Genomic DNA, 16,610 nt, shown 5'->3' with positions numbered 1-16,610 from the left:
TCAAGGTCGTTTTAATTCGGGGCTAATTGCCTAGCCGGATGTAATACAAACAGCCTAAATTGTCATCTGAAAAAACAAGCTAGCTACCCCTGGGCAGCCAGCTTTGGAAATGATTGGTTTATTTGAATTCAAATGATGTCTGCGCAGACAAGATTGGTCCGGTAGACGTATTTTCTTTCACCACTTCGCCATCAACGATAATCTGTACGGTCAGCTCTCCGTTTTCACGGTCGGTGGTAGAGCCATTTGCTCCAACGATAACAATAGGTGTAGCGGCGGGGAAAGTCAGTTCTTCGCTGGTCCAGGTGGAGACATCAACGCCGGTTACGGTAGTAGGGTCGCCGGATTCGTTGGTATAAACCACGGTAGAAATCTGGGCATTTTCAGAGGCTACTGCTTTAAAAACAACCCGGTGTGAGCCGGCCGGGCCGCCATCATCATCTTTACTGCATCTTACAAAGGAAAGGGTAACTACAACCGCTAAAAGCGCAACTAATGGAAATTTTTTCATAAAAATACTTGAATTTGATTAACTAGAGACCGGATACGCAATAACTATACCGAGTTTCGTAGAAGTCGGATAAGTCAGCTATTTTACCACTGTTTTTGAAGATGCATCGTTTTATCGGAAAATCTGTATTTTCGATTATGATTGAACATCGGCTCCTACTCATCCTGGCACTCTTTTTCGCCATGGCGCTGCTCTACCTGCTGAGCCAACGCATCCATATTTCTTATCCGATTTTCCTGGTGATTGGCGGACTTGCCATCAGCTTCATTCCCGGCACGCCGGTGATCACCGTCGACCCGGATATGGTTTTCCTGATTTTCCTGCCGCCATTGCTTTTTGAGGCCGCCTGGTATACGTCATGGAACAATTTCTGGCGATGGAAGCGGTCCATTCTGATCATGGGATTCGGGCTGGTATTTGCCACTTCCCTGGCCGTAGCCTACTTCTCGGTTAACATTATCCCCGGCTTTACCCTGGCTCTTGGATTCCTGCTGGGCGGAATCATTTCACCGCCGGACGCGGTGGCGGCTACCTCGGTGCTGAAAGGGGTTAACATGCCGCGCCGCGGCCTCACGATCCTCGAAGGGGAAAGCTTGGTGAATGATGCGGCTTCGCTTACGGTATTCCGCTTTGCGCTGGCGGCAGTTATCTCCGGGCAGTTTGTAATGCAGCAGGCGGCCACGCAGTTTATGGTGCTGGCCGTAATGGGTGTGTTTGTGGGGCTCGTCATTGGCCATATCCTTTACCTGGTGCTCCGCTACTGGGTCAAATCCTCGAGCATCACTACGCCGATCACGCTGATTGCGCCTTACCTCATGTATATCGTAGCGGAAGAACTGGGATGGTCCGGTGTGCTGGCTGTGGTCAGTGGGGGCCTTTTTCTCTCCTTTCGTTCCAAAGACTACCTGAACTATCATACGCGGATGCAGACGAAGGAAGTATGGGAAACCGTTGGCTTTTTGCTTAACGGTTTTGTATTCATCCTCATCGGTCTTGAACTGCCGGTGATTATCCGGGAGCTGGGCGACTACTCACAGGAGGAGGCCATCCGGTACGCGCTGCTCATCTCCGGAATAGTCATCCTGATCCGGATTGTGCTGGTCTACGCGGCCGCCTTTCTTCCGCGGTGGCTGAGCGCCCGTGTGCGGGCGGCAGAGAAGAGCCCTGGCCTAAAGCTGCCGTTCATCCTCGGCTGGGCAGGCATGCGCGGCGTGGTATCCCTGGCATCGGCATTGGCCATCCCACTGGTGTTGCAGAACGGCGCACCTTTCCCCCAGCGCAACCTGATCCTGTTCATTACCTTCGTGGTGATCCTGGTGACGCTGGTATTCCAGGGGCTTACACTGCCCATTTTCCTTCGCCTGCTAAAAGTGGAGGAGATTGACGAGGTAATGCCCATTGAGGAGCAGACGGAGTCTATCCGGCTGCGGTTGGCCAAGCAGTCGGTGGCCCATATGGACAGCCGTTACGCGGATGAGATGGCCACGTACGAAACCATTGCACGGATCAAGGAGCAATTTGTCCGCAGTATCCAGGCTACGGAACTGGCCCTGAATGAAACGGAGAAAAAAAGCGAGCTTGCGTCCGTGCGGCGGCTGAAGCGGAAAATTGCCCTTGAGTTACTGGAACTGCGCCGTCGGTCGCTCCATCAGATTGCGCAGGAAAAACGGTATGACGATCAGGTTATCCGCGACCTGGAGCACAGTTTCGATCTGGAAGAGGCGCGACTGAACAAGCGTTGAGGTATCCACGGCATCGCCGTCCATTTCAGCCATAGCAAAGAAGTTATTACCTTTGCATCATGCTATCGAAACGGGCAAAATACGCCATAAAAGCGCTGCTGTACCTGCATCAAAATGAAGGCGCCGCCCCCGTATCGGCGAAGGCCATCGCCGACCGGGAGAAAATCCCCTATAAGTTCCTGGAAAACATCCTCCGGGAATTGCGGCAGCACCGGATACTGAAGAGCGAGCGGGGCGCGGAAGGCGGTTACCGGCTATTGAAAAGCCCCGAATCAATCAAAGTATCGGATATTATCCGGATTGTTGATGGACCCATTGCCCTAATTCCGTGCGTTTCAGAAAATTTCTATGAAAAATGCGTGGAGTGCCTTGATGAAAAGACATGCCGGATCAGGCGATTGTTCGGCGAAGTACGCCAGGCCATGCTCCCGGTATTGGATAAATCGATCGCGGAACTCCGGTAGTGTTTTTTTTCAATTAATATCCTACTTGTTTGGTAGGAATGGTTTTGTGTCGTATATTTGTCGACCAAAAAGGTCGATTTAGTGGTGTACCAAAGGCCGGTCGATCGCGGAAAAACGGGCGATAACGAACGATATATGAATCAATTTGCGAAGGCACAAGCATACTCCATCCGACAGATAAACCGGATTACCACCAAGCAGATTTCCCTGGGAATTGTTTTGCTGAAACTGATATTAGTCGGCATCGTGGTTGTCCGGTACCTCCCTTATGCCAGTACCAGCGACCTGGTTTTCGACGAAACATTCTTCTGGTTTATCCTGGCCGGATTCCTGGCCCAGCTGGTAGATGGTGCATTGGGTATGGCTTATGGAGCGACTTCAAGCACGTTGCTGTTGAGCTACGGGCTGCCGCCTAAACTGGCTTCGGCAGCCGTACATACGGCTGAGGTTTTTACGACCGGGGTTTCAGGCCTGTCGCATATCCGCTTCGGCAATTTTGATAAGCGGTTATTCTTTAAGCTGATTATCCCCGGGGTGATTTTTGCTTCCCTGGGTGCTTTCCTGCTGGGTTCCGTGATCGATGGCGACCTGATCAGGCCTTATGTCAGCGCTTACCTGCTGATACTGGGTGTGCTGATTCTGCTGAAGGCGTTCAAAAAACAACAGGAAACGAAAGAGAATACGAAAGGGGCACCCGCGTTGGCGGCATTCGGTGCTTTTCTGGATGCCATCGGCGGCGGCGGCTGGGGACCTATCGTTACGTCGAACCTCATCCGGAAAGGAAATTCCCCTAGTACCATCATCGGTACGGTCAATACTGCGGAGTTTTTTGTCACTTACGTGACGGCCGGGGTGCTGATTTATTTCACAGGCATCAACAGCTGGCAGATCATCCTGGGATTGATTCTCGGTGGGGTGCTGGCCGCGCCGCTCGGCGCACTGATCGTTAAGAAGGTGTCGAAGAAAACGCTTTTTATCGCGGTAGGCAGTCTCATTATCATCACCTCGCTGTTCTCCATCTACACGGCCCTGTATTAATTCAACGGTTGCCACGGACCGGCGTTACCGCATGTATATATACATGCTCAGCCGGAAAAGCTGTAGATAAGCTTGCCGGATTCTTAAAGCAGGTTACAAAACCAATCAGCTGAATTGCACCCAGTTGCTGTCGATGGCGTAGTCGTCAATGACCCGTGACCGGCTATCCAGGTCTAAATTGGATACCAGGTGGGCAATATCCATGCGGATATTTTCGATGCAGCTCTGCACCAGATCCTGCCGAAACCCCTGCTCCGCAATAGCCAATACGTAGTTACTTACAATAACCCGACTGATAATTTTTCCCAGATCAACGAGTTTCCGCTGGGGAAGCCTGTCCGATAGGCTGAAATCCAGCTGTTTCCTGAAGGCATCCGTTGCAGTACCGGTCAGTTCAAAAGTGGAAAGAAAGGCAAGTAGGTTGGTTTCCTTCTCCTTGCGCATTTTCTTGGTAACGATTTCCGCGATCTGGCTGTAGAGCATCTCGTTTGAGCCTTCAAAGATCTGGAAAGGCCGGCTATCCACAATCCCCCTACCCGCAATATGGCTGATTTTATATCCCCGGGCACCCGATACCTGTAGACACAGTTGGGCGGATTCCTGCATCAGGTCGGTCACCAGTGCCTTCATCGTATTCGCCTCCAGGCCCTCAGTCGCCAGTTCGTGCTGTATGCCGCTGATTTTTGTGCTGCGGTGACACATCGCTGAGCAGATGGTGTAGGCCGACTGGATCCGCGAAAGCTGGAATTGAACCGAGTCAAGTGCCAGGAGGTTGCCACTGCCTACCATACGCTGGCGGCAATAGGTCACCGCTTCATCCAGCATCCGACGGATGAACCCCATGCCCATTCCCGGAAACTGCATCCGGCTTCGGTGCAGGATGTCGAGCATCATTTTAATGCCGGTGCTGTGCGGAGTCAGCCGCTGCTGGGCCGGTACCCGGATATCGATGTTGTTTAACCCATAGGGAATCATGTACAATCCGAGGTTGTTGTATAATTCCTTTACTTCGATGCGCTGTTCAGGCACCGCATGATCCGTAATAAAAAAGTCGATATCCCGGGCCAATTCGCCATTGGGGAGCTGGGCCCTCGCCGTTACCAGCCAGAAATCTGCCTGTCCGGTAAGTCCCTGCCAGTGCTTAACGCCCTTAATGTGATACCCACTGTCTTCCTGCCGGTGCGAGGTGCGCATGTTGAGGGCGTCGCTTCCGTAGTCCGGTTCGGTAATCATTAAGCCGCCCATACACTGGTCCGTCAGAAACCGGCTGAATATGGGTTCTTTTACCGATTCACTGGCATATTTGGCCACCGGCTCCAAAAACAGGGCGATGTTAATGCCGAAGGTAAGTGACAGCGGCAGCGATTCATAGGAAGCCGCGGAAAGCAGCGCCAGGCATTCCTTGACAATGCAGCCCCGGCCGCCATATGCTTTCGGTATGGCTACCGATAGGGGCACCGCATCCATGATCCGCGTCCACACGGAGGCGGGCAGTCCCCGCTGAAGACTGAGCTGGTTAATATCTGCGTGTTCATAGAACGCGTCTCGAAGTGCGCTTTCGAAGCGCGCGATAAAAACGCCCAAGGGGCTTGCTTCATCCATATGGGAATTTGCGACCATTACTGCGCGGTGTATTTCATGTTACAAAAATAAGAAAATTAGCCTTTTTACGATGTTAAGCGGTCCTATGTATTTACCGCGGGGTGTTTGCCAAGCTTATAAATATGCCGGAGGTGCGATGCAAATGCAAGTCCCACCGTGCGGTACTCCAGGTAGGTGACCCCGAATTCCTTGCAGGTTGCCTTTACCAGTTTATTAATGGCGGGATAATGCACATGGCTGATGCGGGGAAATAAATGATGCTCCACCTGGAAATTAAGTCCGCCGAGCAGCCACGATACGATCCGGCTTTCGGTTGCGAAGTTGGAAGTGGTACGGAGTTGGTGTATCATCCACTCCTGCTCAATCTTGCCCGATTCGGCATCGGCCACCGGAAACTGGGTGCTTTCTACCACATGCGCCAGTTGAAACACGACGGCGAGGCAGAAGCCGCAGGAGATACCGGCAATCAACCAGCCGGCAAGCGCAGGAATCCACCCGACTGAAACAATCGGGATTACGAAATATACGGCTGCATAAGTAAGCTTTGTGCTCCAGAAAATCAGGTGTTGCCGAATGGGCATGATGGCTTTTTCTCCTTTAACGCCCATTTTGCCGGAAAAATATTTTTCAAAATCCTGATATAACACCCAGGCAACATAAGAAATGCCGTAGAGCAAAAACCAATAGGCGAACTGGAACCGGTGGAACCAGCGGAATGGCTGATCGGCATGCATACGCATGAACTTAACGTCGATATCGTGGTCAAGCCCGTCGATATTCGTATAGGTGTGGTGGCTGATGTTGTGCTTCTGTTTCCAGAAATAAATGGTGCCGCCCAGCATATTGAGTGTATAGGCGGATAAGTTATTTAGTAAACGGCTCTTGGAAAAACTTTGATGGCCGCCTTCATGCATAATATTGAAACCAATCGTGGCAAAATTGACACCAAGCACGATACACAGCAGGATGGAGATCCATACGGGCATCGACAGGAATACCAGGGAAAAATAGATACCGACCGCGGTGGATACCAGGATCGCACTTTTGATGTATAATTTCCGGTTTCCGGTGTTGGCCAGGTTGTTTTGCCTGAAATAATCGTTTACGCGTAGGCGGAGGGTTTGTGCAAAAGGTTTGTTTGTGCTACTAAAGCTGGTTTTGGACATAACAGTACTCTCAATATTTAACAGATATAAAAAAAAACCATCCGGCAAATATTCACCGGATGGTCAATACAATATCTGAAAAATAGAACTAAATCAATTTCACATTTACTGCACTCGGACCTTTCTTTCCTTGTTCCACTTCAAATGAGACTTCATCATTTTCACGGATTTGGCTTTTCAGCCCGGAAGTGTGCACAAAAACATCACGTCCACCATCGTTAGGAGTGATAAAACCAAAACCCTTGGTTTCATTGAAAAATTTTACTTTGCCTTCTTGCATGGCATATTGAATAAATAAAAAAATTAATTAATTGCTTATAAAGGTAGAAATAAATTATTGGAAACCAGTTATGGTTTGCTGATAAAAATAAATCCATTGGAATTTTGTGTGTTCCCAGCCGTCCGGGTAGATCCCTGGTATACTAATCTGGCATCCCGTATTCCGGCCTGCTGACACCGGCTCCCACCGGCTTCAATGGCACACAGGCTGCATATTGCGACCTGTTTTTCTTCAGGAACTGCGTTTTATCCGTTCACTACATTTTGATAAAGTCCGGCAACAAAATGCCGGATACATCAAGGTGGTTATTCGTGATCCAATTTGATGGACTTATCACCTGTTTTGATGGGGAGCTGTTTAGCCACGAGCCCCACCAGCTGAAACTGCTGTTTGCGATGATGTGATGTTTACATAAGCTCATCAGTTGCATATCCCGGAAACTTTCCGTACCGGTATTCCAGTCAACGAACAGTGTGTTGTCCATCCGGAATGTTTCCCTACACCAGGTAATATCATTAGAGAAAAAAACGAATCGTGGATTGGGGAGTTGCCGTTGGGCATAAGCCAATGCCCGGTTGTAATAAGCTTCGTCGCAGATACCGCCCAGTACCGGGTCACCCAGGTAATCACCGCGGCGCACGTGTACACTTATGGTGTTTTCGGCAGTAAGGGTTTCAGCGATTGCTGCATTCCGCTGGTCCGTAAATGCGGGGAAGCGGAAATCCACACGAAGCTGGTCAGCGACCGGTTTAATGTAATCAATATGCTGCCAATACCCCCAGTAATAACGATGCCTCGGGTCCTCGAATACGGATCCGTCATAACCAAAAGGTACTTTTTCTTCCTGATAGGCATTCTTGGTGCCACACAGCCGTCGTAGTTTCCGTTGGATCCACGTTCGATCCTGCTGATCGAAAAGCTTCCGCTCGAACGGGGAGGCCCGGGGCAGCTGGAGCCCGAAAATCCGATCCAGCTCATACCCGTTATGGAGCCGATATGAACTGAATTCGGACAGGTCTGTTTTGACATTGCGGAACTTTTGTCGCAAGGCACAAAAAAAAGCATACTGGAATAGCTGGTTACCGAGACCACCAAGAAATTTGACTATTTTCATTTACCCGATCCTCTTTTTCCTGAATCACTGATCTCGCAAATCCGGATGTGTGTAGTAAGCTGTTAGCTCGTTTGTTATTCATGCCGTATCGGTTATTGCCCTTGTTGTTTCCGCTGATCCTTATCACCTGCGCAACAGCTTGAGGAAGACCCGCCACCGAAAGAATCTCCACTGGAAAATGGCCGGATTAAAATACGTAAAGATAACCGTTCTCCGCGACTTCCCCTGCGATAATATCATCACCCATTGATCAAACAAGTAAGATGCAAATGCATCAATATCGTATTTATTGCTGTTTTTATTGGCGGTATTTAACCGGATAAGCAAATTCAGGTAATCACGGGGACGAAACCGCTCCCATGTCCGTAAAAACAAGCTGTGATGAACGTCCAGCAACCGCTCTTCTCCATGAAGGCCCAGTTGCCTGAACATATCGGAAAATATCATTCGCTCGACCCGCTTTGATTCTTCAGCCCTTAGCACGGAAATATTGTGCTGATGGATGCGGTATTTGATGAGAAAATCGGGCAGATTGGCTAATACATAGGCGTTTGACATCCGGTAATAAAACTCAAAATCTTCCGCTACACCCAGATCACGGTACCCGCCCAGCTGAAGTGCGACCGACCGCCTGAACATACAACTTGGATTGATAAAAATATCCCTGAATAACAAGTGCATGGCTAAATGCTCGCTGCCGACAGGCACTTGCTCAAATGTGCCGGTTTGGTTGCCCGAACCGTCAATGAGGATAGCCTGACCGCCACACAGGGCCACCGTTGGATTAGCCGTTAAGAAACGGTACTGCAGGGACAGCCGATTGGGAAGCGCAATGTCATCGCTGTCCAGTATCGAAATATACTGTCCGCGTGCTGCGTAAAGTCCGCTGTTTCTTGAAAAGGCTACCCCTTTATTCGCGCCGTTATGGAGCACCCTGATCCGGGGATCATTAAATTGCGCGATAACGGATGCTGTGCCATCGGTAGAACCGTCATCAATGATCAACAGTTCAAAATCACCAAAATCCTGATTCAGGATGCTGGCCACCGCCTCAGCAATGTGCTTCTCACCGTTATATACGGTCATTAATACAGTAATGCCCGGCGCTTCAAATCGTTCTTTCATCACTTTCACTTATCCGTTGGCTTTCTACGAAGATGCAAAATATTGCTATCTTTATGCGTTAATTCATTGGCTACCCGGGTACCCAACAGATGAAGCAAAACAACAGTAAAAAGGTCATTCTCTTCTTTTCTCCGTTTTTCAGTCGTACCGGATCTGAAATCATGCTTTTGGAATTCATACGAGGACTGGACCGCGAGCGCTACAATCCACACCTGTTTGTTTTCGAAAAAGGAGAGCTGGTTCAGGAAGTGCCCGATCATATTCCCTGTTATTTACCATACCGCTTTACCCAAAACTGGAAGGTAAAGCTACTTCGGAAATGGATACGTAAAAGAGGCGGAGACCTCCTTACTTACCAGCTTCATCAGTTACAAAAGCAGATCAAAGCAGATTTCTGGTACCTGAATACCATTGCTATACCTCCCCAAGTCTATGAAATTGCTGCCGGTTTAGGGGTTAAAGTGGTTACGCACGTGCATGAATTACTTTTTGCATACGGCTTTTTTCCACGGAGCCACCTGCAAAATATCTTAACCCGGACAACGGGTGTTGTGTGCTGTTCAAATGCCGTCAGGCAGCATTTAACAGCAATTGACTACCGGGGCCGATTATGGATACAGCATAATTTTCTGGATACGGATAAAATAGATGACCAGCTTCGTTCCAAAACCATAAACCGACAATCGTTACAAATTAAAGACGATGAATTTGTATGGGTTGCCTCCGCCCGTACTACCTATTTAAAAGGGCTGGACTGCCTGCCGGCTATCCTGCAGGGATTGCAGGGTGAAAAGTATAAGATTATTTGGCTGGGAAATTTGGAAGACTCGTCATTTTCGCTGTACATCGAGCGCTGGGTAAAACTGCATTATGCCGACCGGGTGATTTTCGCCGGACAACAAACCGATCGATATTATCAATATATGGCCCTTGCCGATGGTTTCCTGATTACCTCTAAGGAAGAGTCCTTTTCGCTGACTGCGGCTGAAGCCACGTATTTGGATATTCCCATTGTGTGCTTTGATTTCGGCGCTGCCGATGAGGTAATTTCTCCGCCAAATGCACATATTGTGCCGTCGTGGAATGTCGCGGATTTCATACAGGCAATGAAACACCTGATGCACCAAGGCCGTGGCCCTAAGGCTGAAAAACAGAAAAAGTTGGATTTTCCGTTTTCGAAGCGGTCGCAAATGGAAAAGTTCAATCGTTTATTGGATGAAATAACGAATAGTCTTTAGCTTTTTATGGTTTCGATAATTATTGCAAGTGTAGATTCCCGGGCGTTGTCAAAAATAAAAAGCAACATCCAGGAGACGATAGCGATACCTTATGAACTAATTGCCATTGAAAATGCAAAAGGTGAACGCGGTATCTGCAGCATTTATAACGAAGGGGCCAAAAGGGCGCGGTTTGATTTGCTCTGCTTTGTACATGAGGATGTCCGATTTGAAACAATGGGCTGGGGAAAATGTATAACCGCTGCATTTGAATCCAACAGTAAATTAGGACTATTGGGTGTAGCCGGCGGTGCATATAAAAGCCGGGCACCATCGAGCTGGTTTTGCTACGATGGATATCATTGGTTACACCAGATTGGCGTAATCCAGCACTTCAAATATGATACGGACAGGCCGGTAACCGATCACAGCCTCGAATATGAATCGAATCTAAAAAAAGTCGCCGCACTGGACGGGGTGCTGTTATGCAGCAGGAAAAGTATCATGCTCGACCATGAATTTGATGAAGCCCTGCTGACCGGCTTTCATGGATATGATATTGATATTTCCCTGGCGATCGGCCAGCACTATGATGTCATGGCAACAAATCAATTTTTGATTACGCACTTCTCCGAAGGCTATTATGGTGCGGATTGGTTTGATGCTACCCTGCGTGTGCACCGTAAATGGCAGCATCTGCTCCCCGTAATGACGGTACAATTAACTAAGCAGCAGCTGAAATTTCTGGAGAAACGCAACATGCGCTTCTTCTTGCATATTGCCCGGCAGATCGGATTAAGTAAAATAAAAAGGCTTCGGTTATTATGGGATTCCCGGATTGTTAAGCTGACGGGCTGGGCAACCTTCCTTAAATTACATGTTGAACTCGTTAAAAAACGGACATATCGTTTATAAACCGGCTTAAATAAGATAGCCGATCCGTTTAAATATCGGTCGCCAAAATTCAGTATGAAGGTCCCAGGCATGGCATCCGAAAGGGAGTTGGTAGCTGTTTTCCGCGTACAATCTTTCGGGGAAATTTTCAAAGGAGAATTTTTTAGCGATGCCAACACTCGGTATGCGTAACTGTTTCTGTTTGCGGTTAACTTCTACTCCCCAGAAAATATCCTCATGATAATGGTGATGGTTGTGTGATAAATAGCGGTCGATGGTTTCCCTTGCCTGAACAGAAATGTCATAAAGTTTCTGAATATTCCGCAATGAAAAGCCCCCATTTCCAACACTGCCCTCAAATTGATATCGATGGGGAAGCTGTGTTTCCCTGTCTATTCTGTTCGTCTTGATCGCATAATAATGACGCAGTTTTACTTTTACTTTCTTGAAGAGATCCGGCGGGGCCACCTCATGGGGCCAAGGGGCCCCGATATAATCGTATCCCTTGTTGCACCAGTACAGTAGCTGATCTTCAAAAACAAAAGCATCCAGTTGATAAATGAGCATCATCCGATAGCTGCCGGCAAACGTGCCATAGAATTCCGGACTAAGCATAAGGCGGTTATAACCAGCCAATCCGGAAAAATAGGAGTCGTCGAAATCAATGGCTGCTGTGATTCCGGAAGGCAACAGGGCCTGATTTAATGAACGGGGCTTGATAACCAATATCGGATATCGATGCAGGATTTGAATACACTGCCGGAAAGAAATGGATTCCGTTTCCGTAAGGTATTCTTTAAAGATCGGAATTACCACACAGACATCGGTTTCTTTAAACAACTTCATTGGTTTATTTCTCGTTTTGCCGTATGCCCATCCCCCACGTAAGCGATCGCTGCCATTGTTTTCTCCACAATAGGTTCCCATTGATAACGTGCATTGACATAGTCAGCCGCAAGGCGCTTCATCGTCGCCAAATCGAAGATTGGGTCAAACAGGGTAAAAAGTGCCTTTTCAAAATCCGCATAGGATTCATAAAGTAACCCGCCGTTACTATCCGTTATGTGGTTTTTCAGCACCTCACAGCGTTCATTTGCAATTACCGGAACACCTATCGCCATACTTTCCAACGTTACGAGTGACAGACTCTCATATAATGACGGAATAACCAACGCCCGGGCGCTTTCGAGCAACGACCATTTCAAATTTTCGGAAACAAACCCGGTGGCAACAATATTGGCGCTCGCCGGTATGTCCATGAATTTCTGACCCACCATCACGAGTTTTAAATGTTTGAAGGAGGGGTTTTTGTCGAGGAAATTCAGAAAAAAATCGAACAGTATGCGGCAACCCTTTCCCCGGTCGATGCGGCCGATATAAATCAAATATGGCTCGTCGGGGTGGACAAAGTCGGTAACATCGACACGCTTGAATTTGGGAACGTCGATTCCTACCCCCGTTATGTCATGATATATGGCTTGATTACCAAATCGCTGGTGAATAAAATTACGTTCACTCAATGTATTGAAAAGAATGGCTTTGGGTTTATCAAATACCTTGCGAAAGATCGAAAAATAGATCGGAGGCTCATCGTGTGCGGTGGGAATTAAAATGGACTTTTGCGGGGCAACCCGTAACCCATATATCGTGGGATAAAACAAATAAGTAAAAAACAGGAGGGCGTCAAACTGATGATGGTTATCTTTTAAAAATTCGATTAGTTCCAAAAGATATGGTCCCTGATTGCTTGCCCACGCAAATTCCTCCGCTTCGGTAACAATGCCCGTCGCAGGGAATAAATGCTCGAAAGCGGATAATAAGCCGACAGATTTTAACACTTTTTGATACAATCGGCGTTTTCTGAACTTTCGGTGTATTCTCCGCAGGACCTTTTTATTTCGTGTGCCTGTTTGAGGAAACCTTAAAACGCGGATACCGTCAATAATCTCTTCTCCCGGAGGCAGTACATTTTCCCACACATGATAATCCAGCGCACACGAAGTCAGGACCGTTACATCACATTGGTGTGCCAGCTGTTCGGCCAGTACTTTGCAATGGTATTCAGCCCCGCCATTTACCCCCTTTCCATAGCGTTGAACGATCATGGCAATTTTAGGTTTCCTCATATTGCTTTCAATTTTTATATCCCGGCTGCCGGTAATTGAGTTTCTTATTCACCGTTTCCCGGTAAATCACCTCGTTCGGTTCAAAATTGCCCCTGGAATAAAGCGCGTGGAAGATATGGTAGCCCACGGCGGCCCATTTCAATCGTTTTTTCCTGATACCGGCGTTAATCAGCCGCTCGGCAAATTCATAATCCTCCCAGCCCCATCCCTCAAAGCCATTGTAATAACCGTTAATCCGGATGTAATCTTCCAGCCAGAAAGCAAGGTTGCAGCCTTTTACATTGTGTGAACTCTGCGGGTCCGTCTTGAACAGCCCCGACAGTAACGGAAACCGGACTGCATTAAACCGCGTGGTCATACCCGGTGCAAATGCATGGATATTCCATTTTTTAGTCCGGAGAATTTCCCCGGATTTCCGTTCGCCGATCATCGCCCGGCTGCCCTGCACAAAATAGCCCCGCTCCGCAGCCCGGAGGTGGTCGGCAATAAAATGGGGGTGCAGGATGATGTCACCATCGATCTCGATCACATAGGGGGTCGATGCCTGTTTAACAGCCTTGTTCAGGATGATGCTTTTCCTAAATCCTTGATCTTCATGCCAAACATGCTTGATGGGCAGCTGGTGTTCCGTGCGATAGGTTTCGATAAGCCGTGCGGTGCGTTCATCCGAGCCGTCGTCGGCAATCAGTACCTCATCTGGCATCCGGCTTTGGCGGAGTACACTCAGCAATACGATTTCAAGGGCTTCAGGCCAGTTGTATGTTGATATTAATAAAGCTACTTTCATGCAAGATGATCGGACTACATTAGAAACGAATGCAAGTGCCAATCCGATACACCGGCCGCAAGAAACACGCCATTTTCTCAAAACAGGTTCCAATTATCCGGGTTACGGGCATAAATGCTACTTTTGTGCATCAATACGGATCCTAATTGCTTATGGCATGAATCATTACGAGCCTTTCAGTGTCATCATTCCCTGCTACAATCATGCAGCATTTCTGCGGCAGACAGTGGAATCGGTACTGCAATCCACTTACCCCGATATCGAAATCCTGATCGTTGATGATGGGTCTACGGACGATTCGGGTATTGTCGGCCGGGAACTGGAGCAGCAGTATCCGATGGTCCGGTACATCCACCAGCCGAACAGCGGGCCATCGAAGGCGCGCAATAACGGCATCCGCCAGGCGAAAGGGGTATATGTTCTGCCATTGGATGCGGACGACCTGATTTCGCCGGACTACATCGCCGATGCGGTAACGGTACTGCAGCGTGACCCGGGGGTAAAGGTAGTATACTGCGAAGCGGAGAAGTTTGGCGAAAAGCAAGGCCCATGGAAACTGAAGCCATTCAGCCTGGGATTGCTGGCCCACAACAACATGATTTTTGTGAGCGGTATTTACCGCAAGGCCGACTGGGAAGCCTGTGGCGGATATTCCGAGGACATGGTGTGGGGCCGTGAAGATTGGGAATTCTGGATTTCCATGCTAAAGGATGGTGGCCGGGTGGTGAAATTGCCCCGGGTGGGTTTTTATTACCGTATCCGTTCCACTTCACGGCGAAAAGGCATGACCGATGAACGCAAGCGTAAGATCATCCATTACATTAATACCAAGCATCGTGATTTCATTTACGATCAGCTGAATGGCCCTCTCCGTTTTCAGAAACGGCTTTCCAGGCGGTATAATACCCTGTTAAAGGCACTGGGGTTGTTAAAGCGGGGTTAAGGCAACGGTGCACACACTACAATACGGTGTCGCTGTTTGTCCGGGGGGGGACATATAGCGGTCCGGTCGTACTGCATTTCCTACCGGTGGTAAACGCCTGCATTTTTTACCTCATCCCGGGGTAAGTCGCGCCGGATGTGTTCCCTGAACCGGTAATTCAACGGATGGAAAATATTGCCAAAGACGGTCCAGGGTAACGGGTAACGGCTGTTCCTGCCGGTAAACTGGCATTTTGCCCAGATGAAGAGTGCATGCAACGGATTCCGGGGGGTTATCTTTTTTTCCCGCGGATGTTTCGCCGGATGGGCCTTTAACTGCGCAAGATGCGCATCCAGCAGTTGATGCAGTTGCCGGTATAATGCCTCCGTCAGCGGGGTGCCTGCGCGGCCGACCCATGCCGTCACGGAAACGAGGTCCTGCCAGTAATCGGGCATCCAGCGCCCTTCCGCATCGTATACAGTTGCCGGTCCGCCTGCCCGCTCGGGTCTACCTACCAGGTAAACCGCAGGGTCGCTGAAATGTGCCCATGCCGGTTCCAGCGATACATTGGTGGCTTTGATGTCGTGCCATGCGCCACCGTAGTGATGTAACAGGTAAATGCGGAGGTAGTCTGACTGATGAACGGCACTTAAGTATCGGAATGCGGGGTGAATGGGGTGTCCATCCACTTCCAATTCATTCATGCTCCCCGGTGTAACCAGAAAAACCGGCACCCCCACGTGCTGCTTCAGCAGGTCGAAACTCCGGGCGCGGTTCGGGGTCATTGCGCTGCCCGACCAGTAGCACCACACCACAAAACGGACACCGTTTACCGTTGTAATGGCTTCAAGATTCATCAGATTTTGTCGCGCCGTTTGATGAATTTAAAAAAATAGTACTTAATCGGATTGCTGTATTTGAGTTGCTTCCACGGCCGGCTACCGTGCGGCTTGTGCAGCACCCGCGTGCCGGTAAGCACGATATTCTTAAACCCAAGCGCGAGTGATTGCTTGGAAATAAACGTATCAAACCAGTCTTTGGACGGCTTAAGCAAGCCGAAGTCGTATCGCCTGAGCAACTCGACAGACATCAGGGTGCAGCAAAAACTGAGGCTTTTCCGGGTATCAATATACCCCCGGTGGTTGGTGTAACGCCTGAATTTCAGATAAGGAAAATTGATCTCCCCTTCGCGCCCCACGGTGATTGCCCCCAAGAGGCCGATGCTGGTGTGCTGGCTGAGGAAATCGAGAAGCTCCGTAAAGGTGGCCCCCTGCACTTCCACGTCCGACTCCACAACGATCAGTGGCAGTCCGGCTTCCAGCGCACGCCGTTGGGCATCCTGCAGCACCAGTTTATAGTTCGGGGAGGGGGTGTCGGTGAGGTCTTCGAGGTGAATCAGCTCGTACCCGTATAACGCCTGGTTTTCTTCGAGTGTATGCTTGGTTTCTGCAGTACTGAAGTCATTGTAAACCAAATGTTTTATGCTGGTCTGGCTGGCATAAATAGCCTTAATCGTTTCCAATGTATTTTCAATGGAATCTTTTACCGGCGTAATGACAATTGCTTTGCACATGGGTGGACGACTGTGCAGCGAAATTACATAAATAATCGAAATGACGTAT

The 16,610-nt window shown here is 48.9% G+C and carries 17 protein-coding genes; 6 read left to right on the top strand and 11 right to left on the bottom strand.

Features of this window, described 5'->3' with window-relative positions; translation table 11 throughout:
- Positions 1–118: 118 nt before the first annotated feature.
- Positions 119–511 (bottom strand): hypothetical protein, encoded by a 393-nt coding sequence (locus NEV57_RS14950; RefSeq protein WP_257659151.1) that lies wholly within the window; start codon positions 509–511, stop codon positions 119–121.
- A 137-nt stretch (positions 512–648) separates the two neighbouring features.
- Between NEV57_RS14950 and NEV57_RS14945 the strand changes: the two genes are divergently transcribed.
- The 3 genes from NEV57_RS14945 (at position 649) to NEV57_RS14935 (ending at position 3,755) form a co-directional block, all read left to right on the top strand.
- The gene (locus NEV57_RS14945) at positions 649–2,253 is read left to right on the top strand and encodes a Na+/H+ antiporter (protein WP_257659150.1); all 1,605 of its coding nucleotides are present in this window, start codon (positions 649–651) and stop codon (positions 2,251–2,253) included.
- 59 nt (positions 2,254–2,312) lie between these two features.
- Entirely contained in the window at positions 2,313–2,717 is a 405-nt protein-coding gene (locus tag NEV57_RS14940) for an RrF2 family transcriptional regulator (RefSeq protein ID WP_257659149.1), read from the top strand.
- Between the two features lie 135 nt (positions 2,718–2,852).
- Positions 2,853–3,755 carry a sulfite exporter TauE/SafE family protein gene (locus NEV57_RS14935; RefSeq protein ID WP_257659148.1) on the top strand — a complete coding sequence of 301 codons (903 nt, stop codon included), beginning with the start codon at positions 2,853–2,855 and terminating at the stop codon, positions 3,753–3,755.
- A 105-nt stretch (positions 3,756–3,860) separates the two neighbouring features.
- On the opposite strand, the gene NEV57_RS14930 is transcribed toward NEV57_RS14935, so the two are convergent.
- The 5 genes from NEV57_RS14930 to NEV57_RS14910 form a co-directional block, all read right to left on the bottom strand.
- A complete protein-coding gene (locus NEV57_RS14930; RefSeq protein ID WP_257659147.1) occupies positions 3,861–5,357 on the bottom strand; it encodes an acyl-CoA dehydrogenase family protein in 1,497 nt (498 codons plus the stop codon).
- A gap of 83 nt (positions 5,358–5,440) precedes the next feature.
- Positions 5,441–6,523: a fatty acid desaturase family protein gene (locus NEV57_RS14925; RefSeq protein WP_257659146.1), complete on the bottom strand. Its 1,083-nt coding sequence runs from the start codon at positions 6,521–6,523 to the stop codon at positions 5,441–5,443.
- Positions 6,524–6,611: 88 nt separating this feature from the next.
- Positions 6,612–6,803, bottom strand: a complete 192-nt coding sequence (locus tag NEV57_RS14920) for a cold-shock protein (RefSeq protein WP_257659145.1) — start codon at positions 6,801–6,803, stop codon at positions 6,612–6,614.
- A gap of 256 nt (positions 6,804–7,059) precedes the next feature.
- Complete coding sequence (locus NEV57_RS14915) at positions 7,060–7,917, bottom strand: alpha-1,2-fucosyltransferase (protein WP_257659144.1); 858 nt, start codon at positions 7,915–7,917, stop codon at positions 7,060–7,062.
- Between the two features lie 123 nt (positions 7,918–8,040).
- The gene (locus NEV57_RS14910) at positions 8,041–9,042 is read right to left on the bottom strand and encodes a glycosyltransferase family 2 protein (RefSeq protein ID WP_257659143.1); all 1,002 of its coding nucleotides are present in this window, start codon (positions 9,040–9,042) and stop codon (positions 8,041–8,043) included.
- 89 nt (positions 9,043–9,131) lie between these two features.
- Here NEV57_RS14910 and NEV57_RS14905 point away from each other — a divergent pair, with 89 nt between their 5' ends.
- Positions 9,132–10,280 carry a glycosyltransferase gene (locus NEV57_RS14905; protein WP_257659142.1) on the top strand — a complete coding sequence of 383 codons (1,149 nt, stop codon included), beginning with the start codon at positions 9,132–9,134 and terminating at the stop codon, positions 10,278–10,280.
- 6 nt (positions 10,281–10,286) lie between these two features.
- Entirely contained in the window at positions 10,287–11,174 is an 888-nt protein-coding gene (locus NEV57_RS14900) for a glycosyltransferase (RefSeq protein WP_257659141.1), read from the top strand.
- A 6-nt stretch (positions 11,175–11,180) separates the two neighbouring features.
- On the opposite strand, the gene NEV57_RS14895 is transcribed toward NEV57_RS14900, so the two are convergent.
- The 3 genes from NEV57_RS14895 to NEV57_RS14885 are packed head-to-tail and all read right to left on the bottom strand — an operon-like array spanning position 11,181 to position 14,066.
- Entirely contained in the window at positions 11,181–11,999 is an 819-nt protein-coding gene (locus NEV57_RS14895) for a DUF5672 family protein (protein WP_257659140.1), read from the bottom strand.
- Positions 11,996–13,279: a glycosyltransferase family 4 protein gene (locus tag NEV57_RS14890; RefSeq protein ID WP_257659139.1), complete on the bottom strand. Its 1,284-nt coding sequence runs from the start codon at positions 13,277–13,279 to the stop codon at positions 11,996–11,998. Before NEV57_RS14890 ends, NEV57_RS14895 begins: the two co-directional genes overlap by 4 nt.
- Before the next feature lie 7 nt (positions 13,280–13,286).
- The gene (locus NEV57_RS14885; protein WP_257659138.1) at positions 13,287–14,066 is read right to left on the bottom strand and encodes a glycosyltransferase family 2 protein; all 780 of its coding nucleotides are present in this window, start codon (positions 14,064–14,066) and stop codon (positions 13,287–13,289) included.
- Positions 14,067–14,223: 157 nt separating this feature from the next.
- On the opposite strand from NEV57_RS14885, the gene NEV57_RS14880 reads away from it, so the two are divergent.
- On the top strand, positions 14,224–15,009 hold the full coding sequence (locus tag NEV57_RS14880; protein WP_257659137.1) for a glycosyltransferase family A protein: 786 nt from the start codon (positions 14,224–14,226) through the stop codon (positions 15,007–15,009).
- Positions 15,010–15,089: 80 nt separating this feature from the next.
- On the opposite strand, the gene NEV57_RS14875 is transcribed toward NEV57_RS14880, so the two are convergent.
- Entirely contained in the window at positions 15,090–15,845 is a 756-nt protein-coding gene (locus tag NEV57_RS14875; RefSeq protein WP_257659136.1) for a capsular polysaccharide synthesis protein, read from the bottom strand.
- Complete coding sequence (locus NEV57_RS14870; RefSeq protein WP_257659135.1) at positions 15,845–16,561, bottom strand: hypothetical protein; 717 nt, start codon at positions 16,559–16,561, stop codon at positions 15,845–15,847. Before NEV57_RS14870 ends, NEV57_RS14875 begins: the two co-directional genes overlap by 1 nt.
- Positions 16,562–16,610: the final 49 nt, after the last annotated feature.

Source organism: Parapedobacter lycopersici (assembly GCF_024643285.1).
GTDB classification, from domain to species: domain Bacteria; phylum Bacteroidota; class Bacteroidia; order Sphingobacteriales; family Sphingobacteriaceae; genus Parapedobacter; species Parapedobacter lycopersici.
Note: the sequence above shows the minus strand (reverse complement) of the source record. Positions and strands in the feature narration are given on the sequence as shown.